General features: G+C 66.9%; 9 protein-coding genes. All 9 read right to left on the reverse strand.

Features of this window, described 5'->3' with window-relative positions; genetic code table 11:
* Nucleotides 1-56: 56 nt before the first annotated feature.
* A complete protein-coding gene (locus tag EEB18_RS22155) occupies nt 57-1250 on the reverse strand; it encodes an MFS transporter (protein ID WP_187138838.1) in 1194 nt (397 codons plus the stop codon).
* The gene (locus EEB18_RS22160) at nt 1243-2301 is read right to left on the reverse strand and encodes a LacI family DNA-binding transcriptional regulator (RefSeq protein WP_187138839.1); all 1059 of its coding nucleotides are present in this window, start codon (nt 2299-2301) and stop codon (nt 1243-1245) included. Before EEB18_RS22160 ends, EEB18_RS22155 begins: the two co-directional genes overlap by 8 nt.
* 73 nt (nt 2302-2374) lie before the next feature.
* A complete protein-coding gene (locus tag EEB18_RS22165; RefSeq protein ID WP_187138840.1) occupies nt 2375-3871 on the reverse strand; it encodes a tryptophan halogenase family protein in 1497 nt (498 codons plus the stop codon).
* Nucleotides 3868-4899 carry a cupin-like domain-containing protein gene (locus EEB18_RS22170; protein ID WP_187138841.1) on the reverse strand — a complete coding sequence of 344 codons (1032 nt, stop codon included), beginning with the start codon at nt 4897-4899 and terminating at the stop codon, nt 3868-3870. Before EEB18_RS22170 ends, EEB18_RS22165 begins: the two co-directional genes overlap by 4 nt.
* Complete coding sequence (locus EEB18_RS22175) at nt 4892-5611, reverse strand: SapC family protein (RefSeq protein ID WP_187138842.1); 720 nt, start codon at nt 5609-5611, stop codon at nt 4892-4894. Before EEB18_RS22175 ends, EEB18_RS22170 begins: the two co-directional genes overlap by 8 nt.
* A 10-nt stretch (nt 5612-5621) precedes the next feature.
* Entirely contained in the window at nt 5622-7139 is a 1518-nt protein-coding gene (locus EEB18_RS22180) for a tryptophan halogenase family protein (RefSeq protein WP_187138843.1), read from the reverse strand.
* A 104-nt stretch (nt 7140-7243) separates the two neighbouring features.
* Nucleotides 7244-10258 carry a TonB-dependent receptor gene (locus EEB18_RS22185; protein WP_262408040.1) on the reverse strand — a complete coding sequence of 1005 codons (3015 nt, stop codon included), beginning with the start codon at nt 10256-10258 and terminating at the stop codon, nt 7244-7246.
* A 233-nt stretch (nt 10259-10491) separates the two neighbouring features.
* Nucleotides 10492-11370: a class I SAM-dependent methyltransferase gene (locus EEB18_RS22190; protein ID WP_187138962.1), complete on the reverse strand. Its 879-nt coding sequence runs from the start codon at nt 11368-11370 to the stop codon at nt 10492-10494.
* Nucleotides 11371-11374: 4 nt separating this feature from the next.
* Complete coding sequence (gene thrC, locus EEB18_RS22195; RefSeq protein WP_056348154.1) at nt 11375-12772, reverse strand: threonine synthase; 1398 nt, start codon at nt 12770-12772, stop codon at nt 11375-11377.
* Between the last annotated feature and the right edge of the window lie 16 nt (nt 12773-12788).

Below are 12788 nucleotides of genomic sequence, written 5' to 3' on the forward strand. Positions count from 1 at the left end.
CAAACATCCTCTCGCATAGCGGGTGAATGAAATCAAGCGCCTGTTTGATTGCGCTATCAGCGCAGGCGCGGCATCGTGGCGAGCAGGACGACCGCGATGCTCGCAAAGGCCGCGAGCAGCAGGAACAGCGCATCGAAGCCGAAACCCGGGACCAGCGAAATGGTGAGCCAGGGCATGATCAGCGACGGCACGGTGTTGGTCAGGTTGAACAGGCCGAGATCGCGCCCGCGCCGGTCGGGGCGCCGCAATACCCGCAGCGTCTGGCCGCTATGCAGCGACAGGAAGATCGTCGCCGCAACCCCGAAGACGACATAGGCAAGCTTGGCCGCGAGCAGTGTTTCGGCCAGCGCCATCCCGGTGAGGCCGAGCGTCAATATGCCCGTACAGATCGCGAGCGGCAGGATCGGGCGGTCGGTGCGGTCGGCCCAGCGGCCCGCGAGCAGCGCCATCGGCACCGCGATCGTCAGCACGAGGCTGAACAGCTGTGCGGTCTCGCTGTCGGTGATCGTCGGCTCGATCGAGCGAAACCAGAAGAAGAGATAGGCGAACAGCGCCGCCTCGGCGATCTGGACAAGCAGGCGCGCGCTCCACATGCGGACGACGATCGACCGGGGCCGCGGCGTGCCGGTTTCGGGTTCCGGAGTGCCGGGTCGATTGAGTTCGGGAAAGGCGCGCGGCCGGCCGAGCAGCAGCACGGGCAGTACCGCGCCGGCGACCAGCACCGCGACGAGCGCGAGGCGGCCGTCGGCGTCGGCGAGGCCCGGCAGCGTGACAAAGGCGCAGGAGACCGCGCCGAGCGCGGGCGAGAAGGCAAGCAGCCCGCCGAGCAGCCCTTTTTGCTGGTCGGGGACGCTATCCCCGGCCCAGGCCGCGAGCGGGGCGAGCATCATGTTGAGCGCGAGTTGCCAGCCGATGATGATCGCGATCAGCGACGGCACATCCTTGGCCAGCGGCACCGCGAGCAGCAGCGCGATCGTCAGCAGCAGGCCCGCGGTCACCCAGCCACGGCGGTTCCCGGTGCGATCGCTGAGCCAGCCGAACAGCACGCCCCCCGTACTCGCCGCGATCGCGCCGAAGAAGGTGACATAGCCGAGCGCCTGAATGTCGTTCGTCCCCGCGAGCGCGGTCATCCGCACCGGCAGCAAGATGGTCAGGAAGGGCACATAGGCGATCGCGGCGCCCGCGGCGGCGAGCGCATAGAGCAGCAGGAAACCGGTCGACTGGCGGCGCGGTCCGGCGTCCTCAGCCATTCGCGGACGGCGCCGCGGTCGAGCCGCGCTCGATCAGGCTGCCGTGAACGACGGTCGGCGCGGTGGGCCGCGGTTCGCCGCGCTGGGCGGCGATGATCAGTTCGACCGCGCGCGACACCGTCGCGGCGATCGGCTGGTCGACCGCGGTCAGCCCCGGCGGGGTGAAGCGGATGATCGGGGTGTTGTCGAAGCTGATCAGCGACAGGTCGCGCGGGACGTCGAGACCGCGCTCGCGCGCGACGCCAAGCGTCGCAAGCGACATCTGGTCGTTGCTCGCGATGATCGCGGTCGGGCGGTCGGGAAGCGCGAGCAACTGCCGCGCCGCCGCCTCGCCCGAGGCCGCGCTGAAATCGCCCTCGGCGAGCAGATCGTCGGTCGGCAGGCCGGCAGCGGCCATCTCGGCGCGCCAGCCGTCGATGCGCCAGTGGCTGAGGTCATATTCGACCGAGCCCGAGATGAAGCCGATGCGGCGATGGCCGAGAGCGGCGAGATGGCGGGTGGCGAGCGCCGCCGAGCCTTCGTCGTCCATCGTCAGCGCGATCCCCGCATCGCCGCCGTGCGAGCCGATGCGCGCGAAGGGGATCTTCTGCTGGTGGAGCAATGCGACGATCAGCGGATTGTCCGAATGCGGCGGGGTCAGGATGACGCCGTCGGGCTGGAGCGCGGCGATGATCGCGCGCAGTTCCCGCTCGACATGGTCGTTGTGGGTGTCGACGAGTTCGAAGATCATCCGGTACCCGAGCTCGGCGCATTTGAGCATGCCGCCGAACAGCATCTGGTCGACCCAGTCGGTGCCCTCGCGCGCGTTCCAGTCGGCGATGGTGCGTTCGCGGTCGTTGATCGCGAGGATCAGATAGGATCGCGAGCCGCTCATCCGCTGCGCCGCGATCGACGGGACATAACCCAGCTTGTCGATCGACGCCTGGACGCGCTCCTTCATCTCGGGCCGCACATTGGGTTCGTTGTTGATGACGCGGCTCACCGTCTGCAGCGACACCCCCGCGTCGGCCGCCACATGTTTGATCGTCACCGACTGCCGCCGACGCCCCATTATATCGTCCGATCCCCGCTAGCTGCGCAACGCGCCCTGCTAGCGACAACTTGGCCGCATGGCCAGACGCGCATCATGCCGCCTGCGGCACCGCGGCGCCGCAATAGCGCGCGACATAGGCGTGATGCTCGGGCAGCTTGGCGACCGTGTCGGCGACCTGCTGGCGGATCATGCCCAGAAACCGGTCGAGTTCGTCGTCGCTCAGCTTGGTCGCGATCGGGTGATGGCTCTGCGGCGCGATCCCCTGCCCCATCATCACCTGCACCCAGCTGTTCTCGGCGAACAATTCCTCATTCTTGCGGAAGACGCGGCCGGTTTCGCGGAACAGCTCGATCTTTTGCGCGAGGCTGTCGGGGATCGGCATGTCGGCGCACTGGCGCCAGAAGGCGCTGTCGCGTCGTTCGGTCGCCTTGTAATGAAGGATCAGGAAGTCGCGGATCTGCAGATTGTCCTGCATCTGCTGGTCATTGAATTCGGCGACGTCGCGTTCGCTGACCTTGCCGAGCGGCAGCATGCGAATGAAGCGCAGCACCGCGCGCTGGATCAGGTGGATGCTCGTCGATTCGAGCGGTTCCATGAAGCCGCTCGACAGCCCGACCGCGATGCAGTTGCGATACCATTGGCGGCGGCGCACCCCGGTGGTGAAGCGCAGGAAATTGGGCTCGGTCAGCGCCTCGCCCTCGATATTGCCGAGCAGCCGGTCGAGCGCCGCGTCGCGATCGAGGTAGCGGCTGCAATAGACGACGCCGTTGCCGGTGCGGTGCTGGAGCGGGATCCGCCATTGCCAGCCGGCGTCATGCGCCATCGCGCGGGTATAGGGCACGGGCGGGCGCACATTCGGGGTCTGGAGCGCGATCGCACTGTCGCACGGCAGCCAGTGGGTCCAGTCGTCGAAGCCGGCGTGGAGCGCGCCCTCGATCAGCAGCGCGCGGAAACCGGTGCAGTCGAGGAACAGGTCGCCCGCGATCCGCCGGTCGCCGTCGAGCAGCAGCGCCGCGATATCACCGCTTTCGCTGTCGAGTTCGACGCGCGCGATCTTGCCCTCGACGCGTTTTGTGCCGTCGCCCTCGGCCATCTGGCGCAGGAAGCGGGCGTAAAGGCCGGAATCGAGCTGATAGGCATAGTTGATGCCCTCGTTCGGCAGGTGCGCGAACTTGCCTTCCAGCGCGGCGACGAGTTCCATGCAATAATCGTCGTAGCTCTGCTCGTGCCCGCGCGTCTTGCCGTGGAGCCAAAAATGCTGAAATCCCGCCGACCAGTGGTCCTTGCCGGTCAGCCCGAAGCTGTGGAAATAGCGGTGGCCGGGTTCCTTCCAGTTGTCGAAGAGGATGCCGAGCTTGAAGGTCGCCTGCGTCGCGCGCATGAAATCGGCCTCGTTGATCCCGAGCAGCCGGTTATAGTTGACGAGCGGCGGGATCGTGCTTTCGCCGACGCCGATCGTGCCGATCGCCTCGGACTCGACGAGCGTCAGATCGACCGCGTTGCCCATAGTGCGCGCGATCGCGGCGGCGGCCATCCAGCCGGCGGTGCCGCCGCCCGCGATGACGATGCGTTGTTTCTTGTCGGTCATCGGCTGAGGCTCCTGAGGAGGAAGGCGCGCAGGCGCCCGGCGCTTTCGGGGGTGAGCGGCGCGAGGATGCTGCGCGCGGCTTCCGGGATATGGTCGGTGACGTCGGCGCCGTTCTCGAACACATAATGGTCGAACAAGGCGCGCCAGATCGCCTTGTCGGCCTCGGGCAGGTCGCGGATCGCGAGGATCGCGTGGTTCAGCGCCTCCTGCGGCTGGCCGAGAAAGGCCGGGGTGCTGCGCCACCAGTAATTTACGAGGATGTTGAAGGGTTCGAGCCCCTCGACATGATGCCACCACATCGACGGGATGAAGAGCGCGTCGCCGGGATCGAGTTCGACGGTCATCGCGTGCGCCATCGCCTCGACGAAGCGCGGAAAAGCGGCGAGGTCGGGCGCGTCGAAATCGACCATGCTCACCGCCCGGCCCGCCGGGGTGTTGTCGATCGGCCCGAGATAGAGGTTGGCGAACTGGTCGGGCGGAAACAGCGTGAAGCGACGGCGGCCCGCCGCGCAGCACGCGAGATTGTCGGGGAAATCATTGTGCGCGGCGATCCGGGTCTTCGTCCCGATCCAGATGCTCTTGAGCGCGTCGCGGTCGCCGAGGTCGATCGGGTTGGCGGCGTCGAGGCCGTCGAAATGCGCCGGAATGTCGATCGAGGCGAGATAGACGGTGCGCTGCTCGCCGCGCGCCTCGGCGGTGTCGATGCCGGCGAAGATGTCGGGCAGCTTGCCGGTGCCCGAACGGAAATTCATCGCCATGTCGGCGTCGTAGAACAGCCGTCCGTCGTGCCCCGGCGCGCCAATCGACACCGCGAAGGGCCGGTCGCGCGCATGATCGAGCAGATGCTGCCGCGCGGCGCGCGGCGAGCGCTTCGCCGCCTCGACCAACGGCCAGTCGGCGACGAGGCCGCGCAGGACAAAGGGCTCGCGCGCGCCTTCCAGCAACGCGTCGAGCCCTGCCCCCTTATCCCATAAGCGCTCGGGCACGCGCGCCAGGCGGTCGTATATCGCGCCGTCGCGTTCAGCCATGGCCGAGCCTGCGGTTTTTGCGCGCGATCAGCGGCGCGAGCTGGGCGAGCGAGGCGAGCGCCATGAAGATCGGCATCAGATGGCCCGCGGCGTGCAGCTTGCCAACGGTCTCGGCATCGAGCGCCTGCAACTTCGCCTCGTCGATGATGTGGAAACCGACGAGCGAGTTTACCGCGCCGTCGTCGAGCGTCACCTCGAGCGTGAAGGGTTCGAGCAGGTCATGGTCGCGCAAGGCCGCGAAAAAATCGCCGCTGGCGCGATACCCCTCGTCGAGCGCGCCGAGCTTTTCGGCGATATCCTCGAGATAAGGCGTTGGCTGGCCGTCGGCGTCGAACAGCCGCACCCCGTCGCCGCCGTCCGCAAGGCGCGGGTGATCGAGGTCGATATGCACCTGCCCCGGCCCGTCGCCGTTCGCCGGGCGGCCGACAAGAAAGGGCTGGATCGCGGCCGACAGCGGGCGATAGCGGGCGTCCCAGCAGGTGCCGTCGAGATAGAGATTTTCGCCCGGCTCGAACCCGAACAGCGCCATCGCGATAAACGCCTCCTGCCCGGTCTCGCGGCGGAACAGGATCGGATAATGCGCCTGCACCTGGCGGAATTCGCTCGGCACCGTCAGCGTCGCCATCACCGCGTCGCCCAGATCGGCGCCCGCATCGGTGCGGACGCGCAGGTCGCGGTGGCTGTTGGTGTCGAGCGCGGCATGCCTGGTCATTCGGGGTCCTTCATTCCGCCGCGGTCGCGGTGGCGGTGAGTGCGTCGAGATAGTCGCGATTGGTCGGCAGCGCCGAGGCGAGCGAGCGGGCGCGCTGGCGTTGCTCGGCGAGCGCCGCGACCGCGCGGTCGCTGGCGACGAGGCCGGGAGGGATCGGATAGCCCATGCCGTAGAGGATATATTGATGGCTTTCGGCCGAGAAAATCTCGTCGACCTGCGGGAAATCCCAGGCCGATGGCGGCTGCTCCTGCCACAGCGCCAGCATATCGGTGAGGCGTTGCGGGACCGACGCGGGGTCACGCTGCGCCAGCCAATAGGGCTCGGGGCGCTTGCTCAGCACATAATGGAGTTTGAGGAATTCGACGATGCGATCCCAGCGATAGCGAAAGAGCGTGTTGAACCGCCCGGCGTGGATCGGCATCGTCGACGCGCTGGCCGGGAAATTGTCGATCAGCGCGTTCAGCGACAATTCGATCAGTACGATCGCCGAGGCTTCGAGCGGTTCGATGAAGCCCGCCGACAGGCCGATCGCGACGCTATTGCCCTGCCAGAAGCGCGCGCGGTGGCCGGTAGGGAAGTTCAGGCGGCGGACCGGTACGTCGGGTGCGCCCGGCAGGACCCTCGCAATATAGGCGCGCAGTTCGGCCTCGGCCGCGTCGTCGCCCAGGAAGCGGCTGGCATAGACGCAGCCGATGCCGCGGCGTCCCGGCAGGCCAATGTCCCAGATCCATCCCGCGCGGTGCGCGGTCGAGATCGTCTGCGAAGTGATCGTGCTGCCCTCGGCGACAGGCACCTGCGCCGCGAGCGCGCGGTCGTTGAACAGCGTGTCGCTACGGTCGATCCATTCGACCCCAAGCTCGCCGCCGATCAGCAGCGCGGCGTGCCCGGTGCAGTCGATGAACAGGTCGCCCGCGATCTCGCCATGCGCGCGGGTGGCGACCGCCGCGATGGTGTCGCCCTCGCCGCGCGTCACCGCGGTGACATGGTCGGCAAGGTGCCGGACGCCGAGCCGCCGCGTCGCATGATCGCGGAGCAGCGCCGCGAATTTTCCGGCATCGAGATGATAGGCGTAGTTCGCCGCGCCCTGATAATCGGGCATCGCGCGCTGGCGCGGCGCGAGGTCGAGGTCGCAGACCGCCGCCTGCGCGGTCATCGCGGCGCCGAAACTCCCGTCAGCCGCCGTCGCCTGCCAGGCGGCGAGCAGTTCGCCGGTCGGCAGCGCGGGCGGCGCGGTGAAGGGGTGAAGGTAGCGATCGTCTGCCGCGCCATCGACCCAGAAGTCGAAGCGCGAACCCTGCTTGAACGACCCGTCGCACGCCGCGAGGAATTCACCCTCCGGAATCCCGATCGCGGTGAGCGTCGCGCGCATCGTCGGCCAGGTGCCTTCGCCCACCCCGATCGTCGGAATGTCGGGTGCTTCGATCAGGGTCACGTCGAGCGTGGGACGCGCCGCGGCGAGCCGCGCGGCCGCCAGCCAGCCAGCGGTGCCGCCGCCGACAATGACCACCCTCTCGACCGTTTTTGCCATTGGGAACGTTCCTAAGCCACTCGCCGGCCCGCGTCACGCAAAAGAGCCGCGCCCCGATTGGAAGCGCGGCTCTCTCGCCAGTCGGTCAATGCACCGCGCCCGCCCTAGAAGGCGAAGCGAACGCCCGCCGCGTAGCGGGCAAAGCCCGGCGACACGAAAGTCACATTGTTGTTGTGCCGCAGATGCCCGCGCCGGCCCTCGCCCGTGATGTTGATCGCCTCGACGAACCCGGTGAGACCCGGCATGAACTCATAGCTCGCGCTGGCGTCGATCTGCCAATAATCCTCGATATAGGTCGGGTTCGGCCCCGAACTCTGGAGGAATTCTTCGCGCCAGTTCCACGCGACACGCGCCTGCAGTCCGTTCTTGTCGTAATAGGCGACCGCGTTGGCGCTGTCGCTGAGCCCGGTCAGCGCGAACTGCGGCACCGACGAGGGCTGGGTATTGTCGTAGGTGGCGCTGCCGTTGACGATCGTATAGTTCAGGATGACGCCGAAACCGGTGTCCCAGAAGCTGTGCTGGAGCGCGAATTCGAAGCCGTTGAGCGACGCGGTCTGGTCGCTGTTGATCGGCGTCGTAATCTCGAAGTTCAGCGCCGGGTCGCCCGGGATGCTGTTGATCGTGCCGACATAGGTGCCCGGCCCGCCCCCGGTGATCGTCACCGAATTGGGGAAGTTGGCAAAGATGTACTGGCGGATCTGGGCGACGGTCGCGTTCGCCCCGAGCGAGGCGAGCGCCGCGTTCCAGCGCGGACCACCGACCGGGGTGGTCAGGCCGAACGCCTCGGTATCGATGCGCGTCGTCGAGATGAAGTTGCTGACGTCCTTGTGGAAATAGCCGACCGAAACATAGCTGCCCGGCGAGTAATACCATTCGGCCGACAGATCGATATTCTTCGACTTGTAGGGAACGAGGCCCGGATTGCCCTGCGCCCCGCCGCCGCCGCCGACGCGGAACAGCGTGTCGAGCGTGCGCCCGCCCTGCAGATTGGCATAGTCGGAGCGCGTGATCGTGTGGCTGTACGATGCGCGCAGCTTCACATTATCCATCGGCGAGATGTCGAAATCGACCGCCGGCAGCCAGTTGTTGTACGACCCCTTGAAGCGGGTGAAATCGCTGTCGCCCGAGAAGATGATGTTGAATTCATTGTCGCCGACCCAGCGCGTGCCGGTCGGCACCGGCACCAGCGCCGCCGACGACACATCGGTGACCTCGTAGCGGACGCCGGCGACGAAATGCGCCGGATTGTCGAAGAGGTCGAACTTGGTCGCGACCTGCAGATAGGGGGCCAGCGTCTTTTCGGTGATGCGCCGGTCGGTGTTGAAGGCCGCGATACAGGTGCCGGGGATCGCCGCCGAACCCGTCTGCGGTCGGCTGCAGACGCCATATTTGCTTTCGATCAGGTCGACCATGCGCTCATAGTCGAACCGGTAAAAGCTCTGGATCATGCCCGGCTGCGCCAGGCCCGGGAATTTGTCGGGCAGCGTTTCGAGCGTGAAGATGTCGTCGGGAATGTCGGCCGCCGGACCCGAACCGCCCCAGGTGTCGTTCTGGATCGTGCCGAAGGCCGAGCGGACCTTGTTCTCGACATAGGAGACGCCGAAATCGATGCTGTCGAGGAAGCCCCCGTCATGGTCGTAATTGCCGCGCAGCTGGACCTGGTTGATCTCGTCGCGGAAATAAGCGGCGCGGAAGGCGTTGCCGGTGGGCTGGATCAGCGCCGCGTTCAGCGGATCGATACCGGGATGCATATTGTAGGAGAGGACCGGCAGGTCGTTCTCGAAGTTGACCGTCTGGTTGGCGATGCCGAAGATGGCATTGCCGACCGAGGTGCTCGACCCGAAGCGGTTGACCGGCTTCACCGTCGCGCTCGACCGATGATAGTCGAGGTCGATCGTCACGCCGCCGGGGCCGTCCCAATGAATATTGCCGCCGAGCGATTTATTCTCGGCGCGGTTTTCGGTCAGCGAGCCGCTGTACGACAGGTCCTTGCCGCCGTTGAGCGCGGTGGTGCTGGGCGGAGCCGGCGGCTGCGGGAAGGCTTCGGAATAGAAGATCGGGCCGGCGACCGGGCCGTCGGTCCACGAACTGGTCGTGTTTTCATGGTTGAACCAGATGCCGACATTGCTGTTGCGCGTTTCGACGGTGTTGCGCGAATAGGTATAGTCGATCGTCGCGGTCAGGCTGTCGGTCGGGCGGAATTGCAGCACCGCCTGCCCGTTGATACGCTCGCGGTTGACGTCGTTGAGGTCGTAGGACGCGTTCTGCGGCACCTGATAGACGTCGGTCGGGTCGGGCCGGTTGGTGATGCGCGCCGCGCCCGGCGTGCCCGGCTGGGCCAGCGAACCCCAGTTGTTCTCGGACCCCAGATACCCGTCGCGCCAGCCGACATTGGCCGAGTTCGTGCTCGACTTGCGCTTCTGGTACGACCCGGTGACGAGGATGCCGATCGTGTCGTCGGCAAAGGTGGTGCTGAAGATGCCCGAGATTTCGGGGGTGACCGGATTGCCCTCGTTGCGCGACGAGTCATAGACCGCCTTGGCCGAGATGCTGCCGTGCATGCCCGGTTTGTCGAGCGGGCGCGGGGTGCGGATGTTGATCGTCGAACCGATGCCGCCCGATTCATTCGTCGCGCGGCCGCTCTTGTACACCTCGACCGCCGAAACGGCCTCGGACGCAAGATTGGCGAAGTCGAACGAACGCGACGCGGGCGCGCTGCCGCCGTCGCCGATGAAAGCGGTCGGCATCTGGCGGCCGTTGAGCGTCACCAGGTTGAATTCGGGACCGAAACCGCGGACCGTGACCAGCGAACCCTCGCCGTTCGAGCGGTCGATCGACACGCCGGTGATGCGTTGCAGCGATTCGGCGAGATTGGTGTCAGGGAATTTGCCGATATCCTCGGCCGAGATCGCATCGACGACGCCCTGCGCATCGCGCTTGATATCGGCGGCGGCGGACAGGCTGGCCCGGATGCCGGTGACGACGATCTCGTCGCCATCGACGGTGCGGTCTTCGGGGGGGGCGTCCTGCGCCATCGCGACCTGCGCCACGCTCATCAGCGCAACCGCCGACGTGCCGGCCAGAATCTTCGCGAGCCAAAGCTTATGCGGAGCCTGCATCCCTGTTCCCTCCCGTTTAGCCGCTCATTTTCGGCGGCATTTCGCTAATGTGAACGTTATCTAAATGAGAACGTTCTCATTGTCAACGCGGGTCGTCGTTGCATTCCTATGCAATCGGGAAGGGATTTGCATCGCCCGTCAGTGAGGTCAGGGCGCGCGGGCCAACAATGCGACGGGTTTTCAGGCTCCCCACGCAGCCGTCGGCGCACCGCAAAGGATCGTTTTTTGAAAGCTCAGCGGCTCCAGCGCGCGAAGATCGCGGTGGGGAGCAGCAGTCCCCTCGCCTCTTCACGCACCGCGAGTTCGCCGCATTCGACCTTGCCGGGAAGGTCGGCGAAGAGCTGGTTCAGCAATTCACCGATCGCCAGCGCCGACATGCGCACCGCATAGACGGTGAGGAACAGCGCGCGGCTGTCGGCGTCGAGCAGTTGGCGGCAGTCAGCGAGCAATGGCGCGAGCCCTTCCTCGAGCTGCCAGCGTTCGCCGGTCGGGCCGCGCCCGAACTTGGGCGGGTCGAGCAGGATCGCGTCGTAGCGCTTCTCGCGCCGCACTTCGCGCGCGGTGAACTTGCCGGCGTCATCGACGATCCAGCGGACCGGCTTGTCGGCCATGCCCGCCAGCGCGGCATTTTCGCGCGCCTGCGACACCGATTTCTTCGACGCGTCGACATGCGTCACCGACGCGCCCGCGGCGGCGAGCGCCTGGCTGCCGACGCCCGTGTAGCCGAACAGGTTGAGGAAGGCGGGATCGGGCTTGTCGGCGATCTGCCCGCGCAGCCAGTCCCACACCGGCGCCATGTCGGGGAAGAAACCGAGATGCCGGAACGGGGTGCATTGCGCGGTGAAGCGCGTTTCGCGCCAGCCGAGCGGCCAGCCCTCCTGCGGAACGGGCTTGTTATAATACCAGCGACCACCGCCGTCGTCGTCCGACGCCGGGATGAACTCGCCATCGGCGGCGTCCCATTCGCTTTGCGGGAGCGCGGGCGCCCACATCGCCTGCGGTTCGGGACGGATGAAGCGGAAGCGGCCATAGCGCTCGAGCTTGCGCCCGTTGCCGCTGTCGACCAGCCCATAATCGTCCCACGCCTCGCCGACGAGGGTGACGAGCGGCAGCAGATCAGCCACGCGCGGCTTCCGCGAGGACGAAGGCCTTCACCGCGTCATAGTCGCCGGGCAGCTTGGTGTAGCGTTCCTCGCGATCGAAGAGATTGCCGAGCCGCGCGGGCAGCGCCGGACGCACGCCGGTCGCACGCTCGACCGCCTCGCGGAACTTCGCGGGATGCGCGGTCGCGAGGGTGACGACGGGAATGTCCGCATCGATGTCGAGTTGGCGTGCAGCCGCGAGGCCGACGGCGCTGTGCGGGTCGATGACCTGCCCGCCCTTTTCTTGCGCCCAGCGCAGCGCGAGCGACATCGAATCGCCGTCGATACTGGCGCTGGAGAACAGCCCGCGCGCGCCGCTGAGCATGTCGGCGGGGATCGTCATCGCGCGGTTGGTGTCGAAGTCGCCCATCATGCCGGTGATCGCAGCGCCGTCGCGGCCCGACAGGTCGAAGAGCAGCCGTTCGAAATTGCTGCTGACCTGGATGTCCATGCTCGGCGTCGCGGTCGGCGTCACGGTGCCGGCGCTGTAATCGCCGCTGGTCAGCGCGCGGTGGAGGATGTCGTTGACGTTGGTCGCGACGACGAGCCGCGCGATGGGGAGGCCCATGCGCGAGGCGACATAGCCCGCGAAGACGTCGCCGAAATTGCCCGTCGGCACGCTGAACGCCACCGGACGGTCGGGGCCGCCGAGGCGAACGGCGGCGTAGAAATAATAGACGACCTGCGCCATCAGCCGCGCCCAGTTGATGCTGTTCACCGCCGAGAGCGTGACCTGGCTGCGCGCCTCGGCGTCGCCGAACAGCCTTTTCACCATCGCCTGCGCGTCGTCGAAGCTGCCGTCGATCGCGATATTGTGGACGTTGGGGGCGAGCACTGTCGTCATCTGGCGGCGCTGGACGTCGCTGACCCGGCCTTCGGGATGGAGCATGAAGATCTGGATATGCTCGCGCCCCGCGACCGCCTCGATCGCCGCCGAGCCGGTGTCGCCCGAGGTGGCGCCGACGATCGTGATATTGGTGTCGCCGCCCGCGAGGAATTTCTCGAACAACTGGCCGAGCAGTTGCAGCGCGACATCCTTGAACGCGAGCGTCGGGCCGTGGAACAGTTCGAGCAGCCAGTGGCGATGGTCGAGCTGGACGAGCGGGGTCACCGCGTCGTGGCTGAAGCGGCCATAGGCCGCCTTGCACAGCTGACGCAGTTCATCCTCGTCGAGCGCGCCCGCGACGAAAGGGGTCATCACCCGCACCGCGGTTTCGACATAGTCGAGGCCGGCGAAGGCGCGGATTTCGTCCCGGCTCAGCGTCGGCCATGTCGCCGGCACATAAAGCCCGCCGTCGCTGGCGAGGCCGGCGAGCGTGGCGGCACGAAAGTCGAGGGTCGGCGCGGAGCCGCGGGTGCTGATATATTCCATGGCGCCCAGCGCCTAG

Source organism: Sphingopyxis sp. OPL5 (genome assembly GCF_003797775.2).
Taxonomy (GTDB): domain Bacteria; phylum Pseudomonadota; class Alphaproteobacteria; order Sphingomonadales; family Sphingomonadaceae; genus Sphingopyxis.